23 protein-coding genes and 1 pseudogene are annotated in these 19,130 nt (G+C 60.8%); 13 read left to right on the top strand and 11 right to left on the bottom strand.

Annotation, left to right across the window (positions count from 1 at the left end; genetic code table 11):
• Positions 1–406 precede the first annotated feature (406 nt).
• Positions 407–763: a DUF1491 family protein gene (locus ACPYOJ_RS12970; RefSeq protein WP_481416606.1), complete on the top strand. Its 357-nt coding sequence runs from the start codon at positions 407–409 to the stop codon at positions 761–763.
• Here the strand turns inward: ACPYOJ_RS12970 and ACPYOJ_RS12965 are convergent.
• Positions 760–1,788, bottom strand: a complete 1,029-nt coding sequence (locus ACPYOJ_RS12965; RefSeq protein WP_481416605.1) for a DUF2336 domain-containing protein — start codon at positions 1,786–1,788, stop codon at positions 760–762. The genes ACPYOJ_RS12970 and ACPYOJ_RS12965 overlap by 4 nt on opposite strands.
• 230 nt (positions 1,789–2,018) lie before the next feature.
• A complete protein-coding gene (locus tag ACPYOJ_RS12960; RefSeq protein ID WP_481416604.1) occupies positions 2,019–2,225 on the bottom strand; it encodes a hypothetical protein in 207 nt (68 codons plus the stop codon).
• 522 nt (positions 2,226–2,747) lie between these two features.
• Between ACPYOJ_RS12960 and ACPYOJ_RS12955 the strand changes: the two genes are divergently transcribed.
• Positions 2,748–2,915 (top strand): hypothetical protein, encoded by a 168-nt coding sequence (locus ACPYOJ_RS12955; protein WP_168828871.1) that lies wholly within the window; start codon positions 2,748–2,750, stop codon positions 2,913–2,915.
• A gap of 3 nt (positions 2,916–2,918) precedes the next feature.
• Here the strand turns inward: ACPYOJ_RS12955 and ACPYOJ_RS12950 are convergent, their stop codons facing one another.
• Positions 2,919–3,470, bottom strand: coding sequence for a DUF1254 domain-containing protein (locus ACPYOJ_RS12950; RefSeq protein WP_481416603.1), 552 nt, complete (start codon positions 3,468–3,470; stop codon positions 2,919–2,921).
• On the bottom strand, positions 3,463–4,050 hold the full coding sequence (locus ACPYOJ_RS12945; protein ID WP_481416602.1) for a DUF1214 domain-containing protein: 588 nt from the start codon (positions 4,048–4,050) through the stop codon (positions 3,463–3,465). The genes ACPYOJ_RS12950 and ACPYOJ_RS12945 overlap by 8 nt, the downstream gene beginning before the upstream one ends.
• Positions 4,051–4,416: 366 nt before the next feature.
• Here ACPYOJ_RS12945 and ACPYOJ_RS12940 point away from each other — a divergent pair, with 366 nt between their 5' ends.
• Positions 4,417–4,707 carry a GIY-YIG nuclease family protein gene (locus tag ACPYOJ_RS12940; protein WP_481416659.1) on the top strand — a complete coding sequence of 97 codons (291 nt, stop codon included), beginning with the start codon at positions 4,417–4,419 and terminating at the stop codon, positions 4,705–4,707.
• 111 nt (positions 4,708–4,818) lie between these two features.
• On the opposite strand, the gene ACPYOJ_RS12935 is transcribed toward ACPYOJ_RS12940, so the two are convergent.
• Positions 4,819–6,957, bottom strand: coding sequence for a transglycosylase domain-containing protein (locus ACPYOJ_RS12935; protein ID WP_481416601.1), 2,139 nt, complete (start codon positions 6,955–6,957; stop codon positions 4,819–4,821).
• 186 nt (positions 6,958–7,143) lie between these two features.
• On the opposite strand from ACPYOJ_RS12935, the gene ACPYOJ_RS12930 reads away from it, so the two are divergent.
• Positions 7,144–7,620 (top strand): YcgN family cysteine cluster protein, encoded by a 477-nt coding sequence (locus ACPYOJ_RS12930; protein ID WP_481416658.1) that lies wholly within the window; start codon positions 7,144–7,146, stop codon positions 7,618–7,620.
• A 67-nt stretch (positions 7,621–7,687) separates the two neighbouring features.
• A complete protein-coding gene (locus ACPYOJ_RS12925; protein ID WP_481416600.1) occupies positions 7,688–8,068 on the top strand; it encodes a hypothetical protein in 381 nt (126 codons plus the stop codon).
• A 10-nt stretch (positions 8,069–8,078) separates the two neighbouring features.
• On the opposite strand, the gene ACPYOJ_RS12920 is transcribed toward ACPYOJ_RS12925, so the two are convergent.
• A complete protein-coding gene (locus ACPYOJ_RS12920; RefSeq protein ID WP_481416599.1) occupies positions 8,079–9,587 on the bottom strand; it encodes a mechanosensitive ion channel domain-containing protein in 1,509 nt (502 codons plus the stop codon).
• A gap of 72 nt (positions 9,588–9,659) precedes the next feature.
• The gene (locus ACPYOJ_RS12915; protein WP_481416598.1) at positions 9,660–10,241 is read right to left on the bottom strand and encodes a TetR/AcrR family transcriptional regulator; all 582 of its coding nucleotides are present in this window, start codon (positions 10,239–10,241) and stop codon (positions 9,660–9,662) included.
• A gap of 103 nt (positions 10,242–10,344) precedes the next feature.
• Here ACPYOJ_RS12915 and ACPYOJ_RS12910 point away from each other — a divergent pair, with 103 nt between their 5' ends.
• The gene (locus ACPYOJ_RS12910; protein WP_481416597.1) at positions 10,345–11,259 is read left to right on the top strand and encodes an SDR family oxidoreductase; all 915 of its coding nucleotides are present in this window, start codon (positions 10,345–10,347) and stop codon (positions 11,257–11,259) included.
• A gap of 128 nt (positions 11,260–11,387) precedes the next feature.
• On the opposite strand, the gene ACPYOJ_RS12905 is transcribed toward ACPYOJ_RS12910, so the two are convergent.
• Entirely contained in the window at positions 11,388–11,879 is a 492-nt protein-coding gene (locus tag ACPYOJ_RS12905; protein WP_481416657.1) for a c-type cytochrome, read from the bottom strand.
• 269 nt (positions 11,880–12,148) lie between these two features.
• Here ACPYOJ_RS12905 and ACPYOJ_RS12900 point away from each other — a divergent pair.
• From ACPYOJ_RS12900 to ACPYOJ_RS12890, 3 genes and pseudogenes are all read left to right on the top strand, one after another.
• Positions 12,149–12,382 (top strand): annotated as a pseudogene (locus ACPYOJ_RS12900) (transposase); the annotation flags it as partial.
• A 253-nt stretch (positions 12,383–12,635) separates the two neighbouring features.
• Positions 12,636–12,935, top strand: coding sequence for a hypothetical protein (locus ACPYOJ_RS12895; RefSeq protein ID WP_168828881.1), 300 nt, complete (start codon positions 12,636–12,638; stop codon positions 12,933–12,935).
• Positions 12,936–13,070: 135 nt separating this feature from the next.
• On the top strand, positions 13,071–13,673 hold the full coding sequence (locus tag ACPYOJ_RS12890; protein ID WP_168828882.1) for a hypothetical protein: 603 nt from the start codon (positions 13,071–13,073) through the stop codon (positions 13,671–13,673).
• Positions 13,674–13,792: 119 nt separating this feature from the next.
• On the opposite strand, the gene ACPYOJ_RS12885 is transcribed toward ACPYOJ_RS12890, so the two are convergent.
• A complete protein-coding gene (locus ACPYOJ_RS12885) occupies positions 13,793–14,902 on the bottom strand; it encodes a calcium-binding protein (RefSeq protein WP_481416596.1) in 1,110 nt (369 codons plus the stop codon).
• Positions 14,903–15,259: 357 nt separating this feature from the next.
• On the opposite strand from ACPYOJ_RS12885, the gene ACPYOJ_RS12880 reads away from it, so the two are divergent.
• Complete coding sequence (locus tag ACPYOJ_RS12880) at positions 15,260–15,934, top strand: hypothetical protein (protein WP_481416595.1); 675 nt, start codon at positions 15,260–15,262, stop codon at positions 15,932–15,934.
• Positions 15,909–17,351, top strand: coding sequence for a DNA-packaging protein (locus tag ACPYOJ_RS12875; RefSeq protein ID WP_481416594.1), 1,443 nt, complete (start codon positions 15,909–15,911; stop codon positions 17,349–17,351). The genes ACPYOJ_RS12880 and ACPYOJ_RS12875 overlap by 26 nt, the downstream gene beginning before the upstream one ends.
• 34 nt (positions 17,352–17,385) lie before the next feature.
• On the opposite strand, the gene ACPYOJ_RS12870 is transcribed toward ACPYOJ_RS12875, so the two are convergent.
• Positions 17,386–17,520 carry a hypothetical protein gene (locus ACPYOJ_RS12870; protein WP_281408070.1) on the bottom strand — a complete coding sequence of 45 codons (135 nt, stop codon included), beginning with the start codon at positions 17,518–17,520 and terminating at the stop codon, positions 17,386–17,388.
• A gap of 128 nt (positions 17,521–17,648) precedes the next feature.
• On the opposite strand from ACPYOJ_RS12870, the gene ACPYOJ_RS12865 reads away from it, so the two are divergent.
• Together ACPYOJ_RS12865 and ACPYOJ_RS12860 are read left to right on the top strand one after the other, a co-directional pair.
• Positions 17,649–18,332 carry a hypothetical protein gene (locus ACPYOJ_RS12865; protein WP_481416593.1) on the top strand — a complete coding sequence of 228 codons (684 nt, stop codon included), beginning with the start codon at positions 17,649–17,651 and terminating at the stop codon, positions 18,330–18,332.
• A 21-nt stretch (positions 18,333–18,353) separates the two neighbouring features.
• Positions 18,354–18,662, top strand: a complete 309-nt coding sequence (locus ACPYOJ_RS12860) for a Dabb family protein (protein WP_481416592.1) — start codon at positions 18,354–18,356, stop codon at positions 18,660–18,662.
• A gap of 66 nt (positions 18,663–18,728) precedes the next feature.
• Here ACPYOJ_RS12860 and ACPYOJ_RS12855 read toward each other — a convergent pair.
• Positions 18,729–19,130, bottom strand: a 402-nt coding sequence (locus ACPYOJ_RS12855; protein ID WP_481416591.1) for an SRPBCC family protein, incomplete at its 5' end; no start/stop codon positions are given.

Raw genomic sequence — 19,130 nt, 5'->3', positions numbered from 1 at the left:
CCGCTTATAATTCATTCCCCTTGCGTTCACCGATACATGAACGCGCGCAGCTGGTACAGCACCATCAACTAAATCGTTTCAGATAGCCTCCGTTCTGCTCAGGGGACCCCCAATTGCCCGCCTGACCGGTCATTCATTGTTGCAAACTTTGAAGAGAATATGAAGTTCCTTGCAGGCACGTTCTAATTGTCTGCCACCGGCCAGCAAAATCTGACGCTGTTTGCAACTTATTAACCATATTACGTGAAGCTTCCCTAATGTACGCGGGGAGTGGCGACATAGGCAGCATTCCGGTGATCAAAGATTGTCCGCGCGATTTCCGTCCAGGGACGGTAGCGGAGCGGGCTGCGGCTGGCGGCAGAGGTATTGCGTTGCCGCTTGCTCCCGCCCGGTCTATACCGCGGCCATGAGATTGCGCACCGACATTTTCGTTTCGGCCCTGCTGCGGCGGGTCTTCGCCAGGGGCGATTTCGCAGCCGTCGAGAAGAAGGGCGCGGAGGCGGCGGGCGCAATCTTCATTCGCCAGCGCTTCCGCAACGGGTTGGAGACGCTATACGGCCCTGCGCCGCAAAGCTTCTTCGACGAGGAAGACAGCGGCATCCGTCTTTTCGAGATCAGGCTTGAGAAGGCTGAGGCCGAAAACGTGTGGGAACTGCTCGAGCGTGAACGCAAGTTCGACCCGGACCTCTGGATCGTCGAACTCGAAGCCGACGAGGTTGCGGAACTCCTTCCGCTTGCCGAGGAGCGGAAAAACCCCCTTTAGATCCTACGGCGGCTGACGATGCGGATGTCGTCTCCGGCCGGCATGCGGCGCGCCAGGCGCGGCGCTGCGGGAACCTCGTCTTCGGGTTTGTACGTATAGCTGTCGGCGCGGCGCCAGGCTTCGACCCGCTGATGGCATTCCTCGGGATCGAGCGCATCAAGAACCGCCCAGGCACGGGTGACATTGTGCTGCCGTTCGGCAAGCTGGGGGTATAGTCTCTCCAGCACGAACACCGCGTCGAGAAAACCCATTCCAAGGCTGGTCAGCGTCATTGCGAGCTGATGGCCGGAAATATCGAGCATGATGCGTTCGGCAAGCCAGCGGCTGGCCGCAAGCGCATCGGCAAGCGCCGTTGCGAAATGGCTGGCGTCGCGCGCCCGGGCAAAGCGGACAAGCAGAGCTTGCTGAACATCAGTGAGCGTGCGCAGGCCGAGACGGTCGCCGTCTCTGTGTCCGAGATGTCTCGCCAGCCCCTTGATTCGCCTCCGCATTGCTTCTTCGCTGGCAAGGCGCTCGGCGAATTCGGCGTCTTCTATGGAGGCAGTGACCGGCGGTGGTGAGAGTACCTCTGCCGGCTCTTCGACAATCGCGCCGGGCCGGACCTGACGCGGCTCTGCCTGGCGCAGCGCCACGAGCGCATCGATGACCTTCGGCGACAGGCTCTCGCGACTGACGATCGCTCTGGCGTGTGCCACACCCTGCGACCGCGCAATGATGATCAGCGTATCGTCGTCGATCGCCTGCGACGCCGTCAAAAACGGCGCGGCGATTGCGATCGGTTGACTTCCGATGAAGAGGGCGACTGCCGGAGGTATGGTCTTGCACTGGGAAAGCGCGGCAACCGCCTGGCGGCGTGTTTCGTCGGAAGAAGCCTGGAAGAGCGGCACGAACAGTTCGGCGAACTGACGCAGCTCGGATCGCGTGGGATGCACCAACCCCTCGAAGCTGCTGATGGTCGCCATCAATACCACATCCTTTTTCCGGATGCCCAAGGGGCCTTCTAGGTCTCGAAACCGGTCACGCACACGAACACCCTGGAAACGCCGAACTCGGACCACATGCGCTGGCGGCACGCACAATCAGCCCACGCGAAGATGAACAAAGTCTAGACCGGCAGGGTTAACGCTCGCTTAAGATTTTAATCAAATGCCCAGGAATGACGCACGTTAAGCGTGCGCGTTGGCCGGTTCGCAGAGCCATAAAAAACGCACCCTGCAGCCGCAAGGCGCGTCCGGACATGACTGAAGATGAAGTCTCAAAGACCCTTGTGGGCCCGCAGAGCCGTCAGCAGCTTCTCGTTATCGGTATAGCCGGCCTGGTAAAGATCGAGCGCGGCAGAGGCGGCAGACTGTGCCTCGGTGCTTTTAATGTCCACGCGTCGTTCCGTGCACCATGCATCCAATGCGCTTCTCAGAACATCGAGGTCTTCTGATGAGAATGATGAATTCACCAGCAAAGACATTTCTTGCCCTCCGTTATTACGGCAAGAGCATATATGGTCTCCCAAGCGGTCGTTGCCTTCATATGTACGACCGATGAGACGACCATACGCCCATATCGACGCACCGCAATCGATATTTTCGTGACGCGAACAGGCTGCAAGGACACTTTCATGTCATTGGGCCGCCTCGAATTTCTAACTCCCTGAAACCTATGTGGAAACATAATCTGCTTTTTTGTTTGTACGGTTTGAAACCAATCGGCCGGCAGCGACGTTTAGTTATCGGTCTGTCGCCCAGACGCCATGAAGTCGCATATTAGTAAACTGTTAACTATCATGTGTCTCAATTCGGATGGGAATGGCGCGATTGAGTGCTTCGGTCGTCAAGATTCCGCTTCACGGTATTTCGAACAGGAGCCGTGAGAAAGGCGCGAATGCCCTGGGCCCGAAAAGTTCGGGACCTCAGGACGCGCTGGCTCGCGCAGGCGGGCAGGGTGAAATCCGCTCACATTCATCCGTCTCGGGCAATACATGGAGACGAGAATGGCCATAGTAGTCGCATTGGCGGACCGGAGGCCGCAAGCCCCCCGCCCGAAAGACAGAGAGCCCGTCAAGGCTCAGATTCTGCTCTTCACCGGCGTGCGGTATGAGCGGCTCGTAGAGATGCCGAAGCGTAAACCGCAGCGCGCACCGGTTGTGGAAAACGAGTAGAGTCTAGTTGGCAGGTGCGTAGAGACTGCAGCCGGCGTCCTGTAGGAAGCTTCTGGCTGCCTCATCGAAACTTGCCTGCGGTGCAAGGGTTCGCAGCACCGCGTAGCCCCGCGGCTGCGTCATCTCGACAAGGATGGTTGGCTGAAGTTCTGCCGGAAGCGATTTCCGAAGCCCCGTCAGCTGAATCGGGGTTGCGACGAGAACATCCAGCATTCCCCCAACCGATGTCCGGTCGTTCATGCTGAAGACCTCGTTCGAGGCGCTGTCATAGACGGCGATCGACCAGAATGGCACATTCCCTTGACCGGTGAAGCGAACAGGACCGTCCTCCAGATCGAAGGAACAGACGGCGGTGCGCACGAACGGATCATTGTTTGCAAGCCCCGTTTCATCGCCCAGTGCCGAGAGGAGATAGAACGTGTTCGAATCGCCCTCGGCAAGCACCCGCGTCGCGGCATCCCTGCCGGTATAGTGAGGCAGGGCGAGGATGATGACGAGATGCAGCAGCGCAGCGCCGAAAAGGCCAGTCAGGACCGCGAAGATCATCCTAAGCATTGCCGCACCCGATCTTCTCAAGCTTCGGCATGGCGAGATCGATAACGCCGGAGCTGCCGGCGGTCGGGGTGTCGAAGAGTGTCAGGACGAGACGGAAGGTGCCGGCAGCAGGCAGCGCCAGCCAGTTTCCCGGTTTGGCATGCGACGAGATCTCGATCGTGAAGCTGCTGTCGGCGTTGCGCAGCACCGTCCAGGAATTCAACGCAGCCGGCAGGCCGGCGCGCACCGCCGCGGGATTGCCGCTATTATCGGAGGTGAACAACGTCCAAAGCCGCGCAGGCGGCGTCTGCCCGCTCATGCGATAAGTGCACACCGCATTCAGCCGCTCACCGTTGTCGTCCACGCTCGCCGTGAACGCCAGCCCTTCGGCTGTGCCGTAAAGCAGCTTGCCGGCGCGCGCGCGGTGGGACTTCGCGTAAGGATCGGCATCGGCCGTCTGCAGCTCGGGAAAAGCCTCCCACGCGCCGAGCTTGATCGCGCCGAAGCCTTGCGTGGCATCCAGCGCATAAAGCGAAACCATGATCCCGCCGCCGAAAGCGACAACCAGCGTGATCGCGATGAAGAGCGGGAATCGAAACACTGCAGGCCCTTGAAAACAAATCAGGCGAAAGGGTTAGCATTGATTCCGGCAGGGTGGAATGGTGCGGTCAATTTTCCCGTTGGTGTCGGCGTTCCGTCCCGGCTGTTACGGAAGGAGTCTTCCGCCGCGCCGACGCGCGGCTGCTGGATTCCCGTGACAAGCACAGGAATGAGGGCGAGAGCGGTGAAGCGCTTGCGTGATACGAGAAGCCGATTGCCGGGTGCCACAAGTCTCGATCTGTCCGTTTGAGCATGGCGCTCACCTCACACTCCCTCATTCCTGTGCTTGTCACAGGAATCCGGTTACGGCGCGTCTGCGCCGTGAATGATGCTTGAAATCAAGGAAAAGCCCGGACATCATTCAACCATGAAGGGTTACGTCTACATTCTTGCATCCAAACGCAATGGCACGCTCTATACCGGCGTCACCCGCGATCTTGCCGGGCGGCTTTATGAGCATCAGAATGAACTGACACCCGGCTTCACATCGAAGTACGGCGTGAAAACGCTTGTCTGGTTCGAAGAACACGACCTCCTTGTCTCGGCGATCACCCGCGAGAAAACCATCAAGAAATGGCCGCGGCAGTGGAAGCTCAATCTGATCGAGGCGACGAATCCTGACTGGCAGGATATCTCGCACTACCTGCACGGTTTATGAGTCTTCTCGCCGCGCCGACGCGCGGCGGCTGGATTCCTGTGACGAGCACAGGAATGAGGGAAGTAGCGATGCGTCTGCGCATCAGCTGGCGGTGTGCGGCCAGGAACGGTCCTACCTCGCGCTCGCCACCTTCTGCGCATCGAGCGGTAGGGCGTCCTTGAGCTTTTCGCCGAGGTCCTTGAGGATCCTTGTCGATTCGACCGAGAGCATGCGGGGGCGGATGAGTTGGGGGATGCCGTCTTCCGGCTTGGCGGCGACGGTCTTGGCGGCGTCCTTGGGCGAGGGCGCGGGATTTTGAACGCCGGGGATTGAGCGCAGCACGATGCCCTGATGGGCGTAGTCCATGGCGCGCTTGAAGGTCATGGCGGGGAGCGAGCCGCCGGTCATGTTGTTCGTCGACGTGTAATCGTCGTTACCGAACCAGACGGCACAGGTGTAGTTGCCGGTAAAGCCGACGAACCAGGCGTCGCGATAGGCCTGCGTCGTGCCGGTCTTGCCGCCGGTGAGAATGCCGTTGTCGAGTGCGGCCCTGCGCGCCGTGCCGACATAAGGAATGCGGGTCAGCATCTGGTTCATGTAGGTGTCGGCCTGTTCCGACAGCACGCGTTTCGCCGGAGGCTCGTCGCGATCGAAATCGTAGAGCACGTCGCCGTCGTAATCGAGAATCTGCGTAATGCCGTGGCGGCGCGACTGGTAACCGCCCGCCGGGAAGACGGCATAGGCGGTCGCCTGGTCGAGAACCGTGACTTCGGACGTGCCGATCGGGATCGTCACGTCGTCGCGCACCGGCGATTCCACCCCCATCGCCTTGGCCATGGCGCGGATCGGCTGGATGCCGAGCTTTTCCTTGGCGAGGCGGACGGGAACGGTGTTGATCGACTGGGCGATCGCCGTTTCCAGCGTCACGCGGCCCGCATAGCGGTTTTCATAATTGTGCGGACTCCAGTTGCCCCAGTAGATCGGCGCGTCGATGATCGTCGTCTTCGGGGTCATGCCGCTCTCCATGGCCACCGAATAAGTGTAGACCTTGAAGGAAGAGCCCGGCTGGCGCAGCGCCTTGGTGGCGCGGTTGAACTGGCTCTCGCCGTAGTCCCTTCCGCCGACCATGGCCCGCACCGCGCCGCCGTTTTCAAGCATCACCATCGCACCCTGCTTGGCATGGTAGGACTCGCCGTATTCACGCAGTGAGGTCTCGATGGAATCTTCCGCCGCCTTCTGGATGCCCATGTCGATCGTGGTCCGCACGATCAGCGAATGCTGATGGAAGCGCGAGGCGAGCCGCTGGACCTCGTCAAAGGCCCAGTCGAGGAAGAAGTCGGGCGCTTCCTGCTCGTTGCGATCGACGACGGTCGCCGGGGTGCGGCGGGCGGCAATCACCTGGCCCTCGGTCATCATTCCGCTCTGGACGAGATTGGTCAGCACCTCGTTGGCGCGGGCGCGGGCCGCCGGCAGGTTGACGTGCGGCGCATATTTCGCCGGCGCCTTGAAGAGGCCGGCGAGCATGGCCGATTCGGCGAGATTGACGTCTGTGATGTTCTTGCCGAAATAGAACTGCGCTGCCGCAGCCGCACCGAAGGTGCCGCCACCCATATAGGCGCGGTCGAGATAGGTGGAGAGGATTTCCTTCTTCGAGAGATTGGCCTCGAGCCAGAGCGCCAGGAAGGCTTCGGTGATCTTGCGGTCGATCGAGCGTTCGTTGGACAGGAACAGATTCTTGGCAAGCTGCTGCGTCAGCGTCGAGCCGCCCTGCACGACTTCGCCCGCCTGCGCATTGGTGACGAACGCGCGGAAGAGGCCGATGACGTCGATGCCGAAATGGTCGAAGAAGCGCCGGTCCTCGGTGGCAAGCACGGCCTTGATGAGCGAATCCGGCACCTCGTCGATCGGCACCGAGTTCTGATGGATGACCCCGCGATGGCCGATGACGTTGCCGTAGCGGTCAGTGAAGGTGACGGCGAAATCGCCGCGATTGCGCCAATCTTCCTTGGTAGCTTCGAATGCGGGTTGGGCGAGAGCAAGCATCAGCACGAAACCGGCCGTGCCGAGCGTCAAAGCTTCGCCGCCGAGTTCGAAGACGATGCGCTTCCACCCGCGCACGCGGAAACGGCGGAAGAAGATGGTGATGTCTTCCCAGATTTCAGCGGAGCGGAAACCGGCATTCCAAAGCGTGGAATCGATCCACGAGTCGATCTTCAGCAGGATGTGCCGACTCTTGCGCGGGCGTTTTTCTGGATTGTCCGGATCCTGCACGTTCTAGATTCCCGCCTGATCGCCCTTGACGGCTGGCGAGCCAGGCGTCAGAGCACAGCCAATCTTCGGCACTGCGCTCTTCACTAAAGGAGCATGCTGAATAATTGGTTGATCTGGCGGTCGATAACAAGAGAGTTGAAGGCGTCTCACGCTGATTTGCGGAGCGCTGTTGCAGAAAAACAGATGATGGACGAAGTACCCTTCTGGAGGCGCAAGACGCTGGACCAAATGAGCCGCGAGGAATGGGAGAGCCTGTGCGACGGCTGCGGACTCTGTTGCCTGAACAAGCTGGAGGAGTGGGAGACCGGAGATGTTTATTTCACCTCCGTCGCCTGCAAGCTTCTCGATGGCGAGAGCTGCCGTTGTTCGAACTACGAGAAGCGCTGGGATTTCGTGCCGGACTGCGTGCAGCTGACAAGGGAGAACGTGCCGGAGATCGCCTGGCTGCCGCCGACCTGCGGCTACCGGCTGGTGAACGAGGGACGCGACCTCTACTGGTGGCATCCGCTCGTCTCCGGCGATCCGGAAACCGTGCATCAGGCGGGGATTTCCGCCCGCGGGCGAACGATCAGCGAGACCGAGATCGACCCTGACGACCTGGAGGATTACGTCGTCGACTGGCCGCTGACGGTGGGCGACGATGCGGAGGAAAGGGCCGAGTAAATAGTATAGACAATTTCTAGTAGCGGTTTTATTGTCGGCCGATGCTCGCATCCGGGGAGAATCTGACATGAAAATCAGACTGCTTGCAACCGCCGCCGTTCTCGGTCTGACGGGCTGCCAGCCACCTGCGCCGGAAGCCGTGGCATCGTCACAACAGCCGCCGTCGACTGCAGTTCGCCAGCATTTCTTGAAGGTGGCGCGCAATGCCGGCGTTGGACCGGAAGATGTCGGCATCGCCCATATTTCCAGCGTCGTTCTGCTGGATGCAAAATCGAAGACTTATGCCTTTTGCGTGCGCGCCACAAAGAACAGCGACTTTCGGGGCGGCGACTACATCGGTGTATCGATGCGCAACGGCACGATCCTCGGGTCGACCGTCAACGATTATCGCTGCCATGACAAGCGTTTGCGCTACTATCGTTACCCCGAGTTGGAAGGGGCAAGATAAGGCTCTACCATCAGGACCGGGTGCCGTAAGGGATCTGGAACAGATGCTTGATGCGCGTTGCCAGCGTGGTCGGATGGCTGCCTTCCCCCGGCATGCCGGCGCTGAAAAGATGCTTTTCGGATTCCATGCGACGCGAAAGCAGCAGGCCCAGCTCTTCGGCAAGCGCCGGTCGTGCCTGCATGATGCAGGCGAGATGCTCCTTGGAAATCTCGTAGACCACAACGGCTGTCAGCGCGCGGATATTGCCGGGCTCCAGCGCGCCCATCAGCACGCCGCGTTCGCCGAACAGGTCGCCCGGCGCAAGCCGCGTCAGCTCGACGGTATCGCCGGCTTCCTTCCGCTCCACCACGGCAACGCCGCGCCTGACGATCATCAGCGAGGTCAGCGAGGTGTCCTGCGTGGCGATGAGCGTGTCCTTCCGGAAGGTCAGGCGCTTCATGTCTGCGGCGAGCGTCTCCTTCTCGTCTTCCGTCAGCGAGGCAAAGAGCAGTATGGCGTTGAGCAGCCGCCGGGCCGAGTCCGGATGCTTCCCGGCCGCCTCCGGCGAATCGGGACCTGGGGAAACCGGCGACCCGGCAGACGGCGCAAGCTGCAGGCCGGCCGCCTTGGCGTGACGATAGACGAGATCGTAGACTTCGTTCCTGGCCGCATTTGCCTCGCCGAGACCGCTGACGCGGAAGGACAATTCGAATTCGATCGCATTGCTGTCCAGCCCCACGACACTGACGGTCGGGGCAGGGGTTTTCAGGATGGCATTGCTGCTCAGAAGCACCGTGCGCATCGTCTCCTCGATCGCCGCCGGCGGGCTCGATGGGAGCACGCGGATCTTCAGGGATACGCCGTGCGCCTCCTCAGGGCTGGTGAGGTTCGTGAGCCGGGCCTTGGCGAGCGCGCTGTTGGGAACAATGACGAGGTCGTTCGTGCCGTTCAGCAGATGGGTGGAGCGCCAGTTCGTCTCGACCACGCGGCCCTGCACGCCATCATCGAGAACGATCCAGTCCCCCACGCTGTAGTGCCGCCCGAGATTGAGCGCGATGCCGGAAAAGACGTCGTTCAGCGTGCTCTGCAGCGCAAGACCGAGCACGATGGCGAAGACGCCCGATGTGGCGATGAGCGTGCCGATCGGCACTCTGAACACATAGGCGACTATCGAAAGGCCTGCGCCGAGATAGATGATGCCGACGACGAGATCCTGAAGCAGCCGCCCCTCGTGCGGCTTTCGCTCGAAGATGAGGAAGAGCCGCACAGAACTCGTCAGCACCATCGCCCCGCCGATCCACCAGACGGCCTTGGCAATCCCGACGAAAATCCGTCGGAAGAGATCGTCGGCATTACCCGTGTCGGCCGTATAGGGCGCGATACCGTGTGAAACGAGCAGGATCGTCAGCAGCGCGAAGAAGATCACACTGGCAATCAGCCGGAAAGTCGGATTTCGCCCGAAGATCAACCGCGCGACGGCGCTGAGCAGAACGAGAGCGATGAACTGGACCAGCGGATCTGCCAGCATATGCGGTGACATGCATTTCATCCTGAGTGAGGGGTGCTCCGCCCGTATATCACGGATGAATAAACGATGTCGTTGGCACAGGGGTCAGGTTGGTGCGAATTTGGCGGGGATGCCGAGCGCCTTCAGCATCAGCCGCAGTTCCGCTTCCACATAACCGGCCACCGCGCCTTCCGAGGAGAAGCCCCACCAGAGCAGGCAACCCTGCCATTGCGAAAGCATCAGCCGGGCGACCGTCTGCGGTTCTTTCTGTCCGGCAAGGCGTTCGGCCAGTGCTGCCGTCAGCGCTGCACCCCAGGCAGCACCCCGGGCGCGCAGCACGGGATCGCGAAAATCCTCGCGCAGCAGAAGCAGCCCTTCGGCATAGGCCGAGGGGTTGTCGCCGTAGTCCCGGGACAGGCCGGTGAGAAGCGCGATCGCGCCCTCCGGGGTCTTCGGCACGCTTTCGGCAAGCCGCGCCGTCTCGGCATCCAGCCGGTCCCAGGCGTAGAGCAGGGCGGCGCGCAGCATGCCGGCCTTGGTGGCGAAGCGCTGCACCAGCGTGGAGCCGGAAAGCCCGCTTGTCTTCGAAACGGCCGCGAAGGTCGCGGCATCCGGCCCTTCGACCCGGACAAGCGCGAGAACCATGGCAAGCAACTGCTCGTCGGAAAGCGTTCGGGGACGCGGCATGAAAACTTCCTCTTGCGTTCGTCATATTTATGAACGAACGTTCGTTTATATTCAAGCAAGCCGGTGAGGCCGGCCGATTTTTTCTAGCGTGGAGGAGAAGAAAGTGACAGCAGACCTGAAAGGAAAGGTGGCACTCGTTGCGGGCGGCACCCGCGGCGCCGGACGCGGGATTGCGGTGGAGCTCGGCGCGGCAGGTGCTGTCGTCTACGTGACCGGGCGCACGACGAAAGACCGGCAATCGGAATATGCGAGACCCGAGACCATCGAGGAAACCGCCGAAATGCTCACGGCCGCCGGCGGCAGGGGCATTGCGGTGCGCGTCGATCACCTTGAGGCGGCCGAGGTCGAGGCACTGGTGGTTAAGATCCGCCGCGAGGAGGGACGGCTCGACATTCTCGTCAACGACATCTGGGGCGGCGAGCACCTGACGGAATGGAACAAGCCGGTCTGGGAGCACTCGCTGGACAAGGGGCTGCGCATGCTGCGGCTGGCGATCGACACGCATCTGATCACCGCCCATTTCGCGCTGCCGCTGATGATCGAGGGGCCGGGCGGGTTGCTGGTGGAGCTGACCGACGGGACGAGCGAATACAACGCCACGCATTACCGGCTGAACCCCTACTACGACCTGGTGAAGACCGGCGTGACGCGCATGGCCTGGGCGCGTGCCAAGGACCTCGCGCCGCATGGCGCGACGGCGGTTTCGCTGACGCCCGGCTGGATGCGCTCGGAAATGATGCTGGATGCCTATCAGGTGCGCGAGGAGAACTGGCGCGACGCGACCAAGGTGCAGCCGCATTTCATCATCTCCGAAACCCCGCGCTTCACCGGCCGCGCCGTCGCAGCCCTTGCCGCCGATCCGGATCGCGCCCGGTTCAACGGGCAGTCGCTGTCGAGCGGCGGGCTGGCGAAGGTCTATGGCTTCGACGACGTGGACGGTTCGCGGCCGGATTGCTGGCGCTATATGGACGAGGTGATGGAGGCCCGTAAGGAGGCGGATGCCGCGGGCTATCGGTGAGGCGGTCTCAGGAGCTCACGCGTCCATTTGCCTCAATGGTGCGGCAATCCGAGCGCGAAGGCGACCGGCTCGTCTTAGATCACGGCACGCCTCCGGGGACGGTCGTGGGCCGCCCCGGAGCAAAGCAGTTACTGCGGCATGACGATCGTCAGGACCGGGAATTGCGGCTTTTCGTTAGGACCGAGCGGGCCTGGCACCTTGTTCTTGACCGGCGGCAGGCTCTTCAGATAGGCGGCGATCGCCTGTGCATCGCTGTCGGTGAGATGAGAAAGGCCGCGCCACGGCATGACATCGGCGAGCATCCGCCCGTCGGGCTTTACGCCGGTGCGGATCGCGGTCACGATTTCCTCGCTCGTCCACTTGCCGAGCCCGGTCTCCTTGTCCGGCGTGAGGTTCGGCCCGACGAAGGTGCCGCCTGGCGTCTGGAAGCCGACATCCGAGCCGCCGAGCGTGCGGGCGGTATCGGGCTTGCCGAAGAAATAGCCGGGTGTATGACAATCATTGCAACCGCCGATCGTGGCGAGGTACTTGCCGCGCTCCACGGTACTCTCTGCGGCCGAAGCCGGCGCCGGAAGGAGAATGGGACAGAGAAGGCTGACAAGAATTGCGAATTTCCGCATCGGATGCATGAAAATGATCTCCCCGTTTTGAGAGGCGCGAAAGTATCAGCGAGGAATGCGGGCGGCAACTACAGCAAAGGAGTTAGCAATTCGGACCACTCCGAAAGCGAAGCGAGTATTTTTGCTTCGAGTCATCCTCTTGCTTGCATTAGGATTTACATGGCGGACAGCTGATGGGGGAGAAAATAGCGGTGACAGCCCTAGCGTAGGGGATCCTGGTGGAACGGCGAAAGGGCATGGTTCCAGCCGCGCGACGCGAAGGCTTTGCGATCCACTCAAACACCATTGAAGGCGTCTTCTGTGTCTTCAAGCGTGGCATGATCGGCGTCTATCAGCACTGCGGCGAAGCCCATCTTCACCGCTACCTTGCCGAGTTCGATTTCAGGTATAACCGCCGCGCTGCCCTGAAAATCTCAGATGCAGAACGCGCCGAAGACTTGCTTCGTCAGGCTCGTGACAAGCGCCTTACCTATCGGCGGTCTGACGAAAGCGCTCACGCCTAAGCAAAAGGCGCGCAAATTCCTGTGGAAACGAAAAAAGAACAAATAGCGCTTGTGGAAAGCGCGCTCCCTAACTTTGATTCCGCGTCAAAGTTGCGATTACATGAATAGCGGTGACACCTGATTCTCCCAAAAAAGCTGTCACCGCTATTGAAACCAAGTCACGGAGCGACTTAGTCATGTATCTCGATCGCCAACCTACTTTTCTAGGCGAGCCCGTCAAGTGCTCCGTGTGCGCAAATCACAGGAGCCAGTATTGGCAAACTTTCTTATCACCTACGATCTGAACGGACCTGCTCCGTCTCACAAGCAAATGGACGATCATTTGCTGGCGCTGGGGCCAGCGTTCTTGCGTGGCCGCATTCTGGAAACCGTATGGTTTCTTGCGGGACCGACCAACTCCCCGCAACTGAGGGACTACATACGGCGTATCCTGAGTCAGAATGATCTTCTGATTGTGACCGAGATGGCAGATGCGGCATGGACACGCCTCCTTGTTGACGGCAATGCCTTTAAGGCATCGTTCGAAGCAAACGAACGCTCCAAGGCTGCTTAGTCATCGGAGCCTTTGTGAGGCTTACCCTTCCCAGGCTTCGGCTTGGGAGGGGTTTTGTGATCGGGCGGCGACTTGAGCATTCACTTCAAAATGTCGTCGCCTTTCTTTTCGTCAATTTTCTTTTCGGTTTCTGACATGGCCTACGATGAGTTCGAGATTGACAGGATTAAGCACGCCTTAGGGGATATGTGTACCGCGTGGGCGCATTTAGAGGAGGCCTGCTTCTCTATCCTCTTCTTTATCATGGGCACCGAAGACACCGCCTATCAACTTATTCGCAACGAGCTGGATTTCAGGAGAGCAATTCAAGTCTGTAAAGGCCATGCTGTCGCAAATCACTGGCACGATCACTGCGATCATATCCCCGTACTCGTGGACATGATCGACGGAGACATCAGAGTAAACCGCAACAGATATGTGCATGACCCGATCTACTACTATGGATCTGAATCATTCGAACGACACACATACAAAACTCGCTTCAAGAAGGTGCCGTTCAATAAACTTGAGATCCTTCTTGGCGACTACGCCCCTATATCTTCCGACGAGATTTACGCCCTTTCCAGAGCAATACGAGCGCTGGAAAATTACGCTGGGTCCATCATTCAGTTCTACGACTGGCTAGAAGGGGAAGAGGACTACCTTTGGGGTAAATCAATGGCGTCCGCGCAGTTGTCGGCGTACTTCGCCATATCCGAATACACCCAACTCACTAAATCGCGTGGATCCGCTGGGTAGTCCTCCGGGGACACCCAGCGCCCAAGCTCTCGACCCCAAGAATAAGGCAACTGAATGCTTCGAGGAGCGGAGGGCGATGTGCATCGCCCTCCGTCAGTCATTTCCGCAGGGTAGCGCGATCAGCTTTGCTGGTAGGCGTTGGTGACATTGGCGGCCTGACCGCCAAGGCTCTGCATGTTGCCATCGGCAAAGGCGAGCGTCAGCGTGCTGGCCGCCGAGGTGTCCAGCGTGATGCTGTCCGTATCGCTGCCGGCAAAGGAGATCGTTGTGGTGTTTCCAGAGACTTCGATCCGCAGGTCGTCGGCCGATATTCCCTCGCCGAAAGCCAGCGTGGAATTGCTGCCGCCATGGACGATATCCTTGCCGTCACCGGCATCGTAGCGGATGAGGCCCCCGGAGCCGATCGTCAATTGGTCGTCGCCCGTGCCGCCCGCAATCACGCCGCCGCTACCAAACACGGTGACGATATCGTTGCCCGCGCCGCCGAGGGCCTGACCGGAGCCGGTGAAAATGCGGTCGTCGCCATCGCCGCCGTCGATCACATTGTTCCCGCCGCCGTTGATCCTGTCGTTGCCGGCGCCGCCCGCGACCATGTTGCCGGCATTGACCGAGACGATATCGTCACCATCGCCGGCGTCGATGGTGTTCTCGGCATTCCCAAAGATTTTATCATTGCCGGCCCCGGTGGTGATCGTGTTGGCGGCGTTGACCGTCAGCTGGTCGTCGCCGCCGCCGGTGTGGATCGTGTTCGAGGCATTCGCGAAGAGCTTGTCGTCGCCGCTCCCGGTGACGATCGTGTTGCTGGCGTTGACCAATAGCAGGTCATCGCCACCGCCGGTGTGGATCACGTTCGAGGCGTTCGCCTGGACGTAATCGTTTCCCTTGCCGGTGAAGACGGTGTTGCCGGCATTAACGTGAACGCTGTCGTCGCCAGCGCCGGTCTTGATGATGTTTCCGCTGTTCGCATCGACATGGTCATTGCCCTTGCCGGTCTTGATGGCGGTGCCGGTATTCGCCCAGATATTGTCGTCGTCCTTGCTTCCGTTGACGAGAACGCCGGTCAGGATGCCGAGCAGGGAGTCCTGGGCTTTCTTCGCGGACGGATCCGCCCCGATGATGGAATCCAGAATGACGCCGGTGGCAGAGGCAGGAGGCTGTGATGTCTGTGCCCGGGCGGCGTTGAGAATGACCATGGCCGACGAGGCATGAAGAGATGAAATGGATGTCATGAAGCTTTCCTCTCATCGACCGGAAACCAACATCGGCGCCGGCCTATTGAAAACAGGGCCTCGTGGCATCATGCCCAAAGCGTTATATAGGGATGAGACGATGCGACTATCGATTGCATTTCGTTAACAACGGCATAAAAACAGTTGCTATTCCTTATATCGGATCACTTTGGGTTGCATCTCGCAGAAATAGGAAAATAATCCTTGACAGCGTGACGGCCGTCTGATAGGGTTCAGGCATAGTCGGAAAGTTGCGGCTGCAGAGTGGTGCGGCCGTGGTTTCGAGATCGGGCCGGGCGTTGACCCGGTTTTTTGTTTCTGCTGCATAGCTTAGCGCTACGCGATGGGGATTTCATGATGAGCGTCGAAGGGTTTGCGCCGGAGCTTTGCGGCTTCTGGCCGGAGAGGCGTGTCTATGGCGGCGAGGTGATTGCCGACTGGAGCGAGCAGGAGACGCGGGCTGCGGTACAGGAATATTTTCTTGAGACCAAGTCCGGCGAGGCTTCTGCCGGCGAGGAGCTGCGGGTGATGCTGAACCAGATGACGGCGGAGATGCGGGAGCAGTTTTCCGCTTTCGTCGAACTTCGAAAGGCGGCGGAGACGGCGGCTGCCCAGGGTGGCGACGAGGCGGCGGGGAAGCTTGCGCGGGCCGACCTGAAGGCGGCGGTCGACGCCATGGGGCTGATCGTCCGCACGCTGGAAAAGATCGACCAGCTGCAGCGGCAGCTGGCACGTGACCGGGAACTCGAGGCGGAGAGCCGCGAAGAGGCACAAGGTTATGCCCAGGCGAAGGCGCAGCTGCTGCAGATCATCGAGGAGCGCGCCGAGGAGAAGGCCGCGCTGATCGTCGAGGAGAGACTGCGCGCGCTGGAGACTGCAGGATATGACGGCATTTCGGCAAACAGCGGCGACGGGTTCGAAGCGGCAGGTTCGCCGGGGCGGGGAAGTGGAGCTTCTGCGGGCGATGGCCCGGGCGCAGGCGGTGACGAACGCGCTGGAGCAAGGGATGGGCCGTATCACGGCGGAGCGTGAAGCGGCTCTCCGCAAGGTCAGCGTTGATGTCGCGGGCAATGCGGGAATGGGCGATGCGGTGATCAGCGAAGCGGGTTTGGGCGAGGTTGATCCGCCGCCGCTAGAGGATGGCGCGAGGGTTTGGCCGATGGCGCTTGATGCGACGTTCTCTGCGCTGCAAAAGTTCGAGCATCTCAGCACCCGGCTGCTTTCGGATTTTCCGCAGGCGCCGAAGGAATGGAGCTTTCAGGGGCGGTTGGAACAGATGCCGCCGGAGGGCGACTGGCGGACTTGGCTGCTGCTTGGCGGGCGTGGCTCCGGCAAGACGCGGGCAGGCGCGGAATGGGTGCATGCGGTTGCTAGTGCTGGACGCCGTTCGGATCTGCGGATCGCGCTGATTGCCGAGACGCTGGGCGACGCGCGTGAGGTGATGATCGACGGCATTTCCGGCATCTGCCGGATCGCCCGGAAGAACCAGCCGGAATTCGAGATTTCCAGGCGTAGACTGGTCTGGCCGAACGGCGCGGTGGCGCAGGTCTTTTCCTCCGAAGATCCGGAAAGCCTGCGCGGACCGCAATTTCACATGGCCTGGTGCGACGAGCTGGCGAAGTGGAAGCATGGGCAGGAGACCTTCGACATGCTGCAATTCGGCCTAAGGCTGGGAGAGGCGCCGCGGCAGCTGGTGACGACGACGCCGCGGCCGGTGCCGCTTTTGAAGGCGCTGATTGCGGATCCCGGGACGCGGCTCAAGCGCATCAGCACCATAGCGAATGCACGCAACCTGGCGCCGGGCTTCATCGATGCGCTATCGCGGCGATACGGCGGCACGCGGCTGGGACGGCAGGAGCTGGATGGCGAACTGATCGAGGATCGCGAGGACGGGCTCTGGAAGCGCGACGCGATCGAGGCGCTGACGATCCGGTTTACGGGAACGTTGCGGCGCATCGTCGTTGCGGTCGACCCGCCGGCCTCGGCAGGGGCCGGGTCCTGTTGCGGCATCGTCGTTGCGGGACTGGAGGCTTCCGGACGGGCGGTGGTGCTTGCCGATTGTTCGGTGGAGGGCGCAAGCCCGGCCGGCTGGGCGGGTGCGGTGGCGAAAGCCTATCATCGCTTCGGCGCCGACCGTATCGTCGCCGAAGTGAACCAGGGCGGGGACATGGTATCCGCGATGCTGCGGAGCATCGATGCGACGCTGCCGGTTTTGGCAGTCAGGGCGACGCGCGGCAAATTTTTACGGGCGGAGCCGGTGGCGGCACTTTACGAGCAGGGCCGCGTGGCGCATGCCGCGCGGTTCACCGCGCTCGAAGACCAGATGTGTGATTTCGGCCATGATGGGCTCTCGAATGGCCGCTCGCCGGACAGGCTGGACGCGCTTGTCTGGGCGCTGACGGCGCTGATGCTGGATGGCGGCGGCGAACCGCGGGTGCGAGGCATTTGACGTGTTCGCCGTCTCGCCTTTTTTATTTAGGGAGTTATCGCTGATTGGATGGCTGCGGTGCCGGGCGCGGTGTTTCGCGCGGCGTGCGGATCTGGCGCCACTCGTTTTCCATCTGGTCGACGAGGTGCTGCGGAATCGTGGTAGGCTGGCTGTTGGCGGGCGTTTGCATTCGGTCTCCTGTCCTTCAACGAGCTTCGACGATCAAGGAATGACATAGGGTAAATGCGCTGTAAATCAGGGGCTTAAATGCTTTAAACGATTAAAATAATTTTAATCGATTAAGAGCAGGACAGATTCATGACTATCCACATAGACCGGAAATTCTTCTTCGATTCCGTCCGCGACAGTCTGTTCAAGGGCACGCTTTCCGAAGGGCAGGTCGAGGGCATGACCGCGATCCTCGACTACTTCGAGACGCACATGCCGGACGGCGACTTGCGCTGGCTGGCCTATATCCTGGCGACGGCTTTTCACGAGACGGCCTATACGATGCAGCCGGTGCGCGAGACGCTGGCCGACAGCGACGCCAAGGCGATCGAGATTTTGGATCGCGCCTATGCGGCGGGCAAGCTTCCCTGGGTGAAGACGGTCTATTGGCGCCCGGACGAGGATGGCAAAAGCTGGCTGGGTCGCGGGCTGGTGCAGCTTACCCACAAGCGGAACTACGAGGCGATGAGCCCGATGACCGGCATCGATCTCGTGGCCGAGCCGGATCGGGCGATGGAGATGGCAACGGCCGTGAAGATCCTGATCGAAGGCATGGTGGCCGGGAGTTTCACCGGACACAAGCTCGTCGATCACCTGAACGCCGACAAGGAGGACTGGGTGAATGCCCGGCGCATCGTCAACGGCACGGACCGGGCGGAAAAGCTCGCCGAATACGGCAAGACGTTCTACGCGGCATTGCGCCCCGAGGCGGCGCCAGGAGCCTGGCAGCGGTTGAAGGGGTGGCTCGCGCGTGCTATCGCGCGGCTCGGTTGACAATGAGATGGAGAGTACCCGGTGATCCGCCATATCGTTTTCTTCACAGCCAAGGCGGAAAATCTGGAGAAGGTGCGGGCCGGTCTCTCGGTGCTGACGGCGATACCGCATGCGCGGCTTCTGGAAATCGGCACCAATGTGAAGACCGACCAGCTGGGAACCGACGTCGATCTGGTGGTTTACGGGGAATTCGACGATGAAGCGGCGCTTGCCGCCTACAAGGCGCACCCCGACTACCAGCGCTCGATCGACATGGTGCGGCCGCTCAGGGAAATCCGGATTGCGGCGGACTATGACAGTGACGCGGCGGTGAAGCGGCCGATGCCGTGAGGAGCCGGATCGCGGGAAACGTCAACGCGATCCGATCTCGACAGCGTTTTGCTCGATCCTGCTGCTCTACTGGTTGATCTCCGGCTCGACGAGCCTTGCCAGGTTTCGCAGCGACTCCTGCCAACCGAGATAGCAGGCCTCAGCCGGAATGAGGTCTGGCACACCTGCCTGCGTGATATCCACCTCGGTCCCGACCGAGACTTTCGTCAACGTAACGGTTACCTCCATTTCACCGGGGAGATTGGGATCGTCGAATTTGTCCGTGTAGCGGACGCGTTCGCCCGGAACGAGCTCAGTGTATTCGCCGCCAAACGCATGGCCTTTGCCTGTCGTAAAGTTCCGAAAAGACATTCTGAACTTGCCGCCGACCGTTGCTTCGAGGTGGTGCACAGTGCAGGCAAAGCCGTTGGGGGGAAGCCACTTGGCAAGCGCGTCCGCCTCGATGAACGCGCGATAGACCTTCTCTGG

The sequence above is a fragment of the Rhizobium sp. SVR5-9E genome, assembly GCF_056755095.1.
The sequence above is the reverse complement of the archived record's forward strand: the minus strand, read 5'-3'. Positions and strand labels throughout refer to the sequence as shown.

What these genes read in the sequence shown, in the direction of transcription:
- ACPYOJ_RS12970 (WP_481416606.1), top strand. Translation starts at nt 407, where the DNA reads ATGAGATTGCGCACCGACATTTTCGTTTCGGCCCTGCTGCGGCGGGTC.
- ACPYOJ_RS12905 (WP_481416657.1), bottom strand. Translation starts at nt 11,879, where the DNA reads ATGCGGAAATTCGCAATTCTTGTCAGCCTTCTCTGTCCCATTCTCCTT.
- ACPYOJ_RS12865 (WP_481416593.1), top strand. Translation starts at nt 17,649, where the DNA reads ATGACTATCCACATAGACCGGAAATTCTTCTTCGATTCCGTCCGCGAC.
- ACPYOJ_RS12950 (WP_481416603.1), bottom strand. Translation starts at nt 3,470, where the DNA reads ATGCTTAGGATGATCTTCGCGGTCCTGACTGGCCTTTTCGGCGCTGCG.
- ACPYOJ_RS12890 (WP_168828882.1), top strand. Translation starts at nt 13,071, where the DNA reads ATGGCCTACGATGAGTTCGAGATTGACAGGATTAAGCACGCCTTAGGG.
- ACPYOJ_RS12880 (WP_481416595.1), top strand. Translation starts at nt 15,260, where the DNA reads ATGAGCGTCGAAGGGTTTGCGCCGGAGCTTTGCGGCTTCTGGCCGGAG.
- ACPYOJ_RS12885 (WP_481416596.1), bottom strand. Translation starts at nt 14,902, where the DNA reads ATGACATCCATTTCATCTCTTCATGCCTCGTCGGCCATGGTCATTCTC.
- ACPYOJ_RS12920 (WP_481416599.1), bottom strand. Translation starts at nt 9,587, where the DNA reads ATGTCACCGCATATGCTGGCAGATCCGCTGGTCCAGTTCATCGCTCTC.
- ACPYOJ_RS12955 (WP_168828871.1), top strand. Translation starts at nt 2,748, where the DNA reads ATGGCCATAGTAGTCGCATTGGCGGACCGGAGGCCGCAAGCCCCCCGC.
- ACPYOJ_RS12870 (WP_281408070.1), bottom strand. Translation starts at nt 17,520, where the DNA reads ATGCAAACGCCCGCCAACAGCCAGCCTACCACGATTCCGCAGCACCTC.
- ACPYOJ_RS12915 (WP_481416598.1), bottom strand. Translation starts at nt 10,241, where the DNA reads ATGCCGCGTCCCCGAACGCTTTCCGACGAGCAGTTGCTTGCCATGGTT.
- ACPYOJ_RS12930 (WP_481416658.1), top strand. Translation starts at nt 7,144, where the DNA reads ATGGACGAAGTACCCTTCTGGAGGCGCAAGACGCTGGACCAAATGAGC.
- ACPYOJ_RS12875 (WP_481416594.1), top strand. Translation starts at nt 15,909, where the DNA reads ATGGGCCGTATCACGGCGGAGCGTGAAGCGGCTCTCCGCAAGGTCAGC.
- ACPYOJ_RS12925 (WP_481416600.1), top strand. Translation starts at nt 7,688, where the DNA reads ATGAAAATCAGACTGCTTGCAACCGCCGCCGTTCTCGGTCTGACGGGC.
- ACPYOJ_RS12960 (WP_481416604.1), bottom strand. Translation starts at nt 2,225, where the DNA reads ATGTCTTTGCTGGTGAATTCATCATTCTCATCAGAAGACCTCGATGTT.
- ACPYOJ_RS12940 (WP_481416659.1), top strand. Translation starts at nt 4,417, where the DNA reads ATGAAGGGTTACGTCTACATTCTTGCATCCAAACGCAATGGCACGCTC.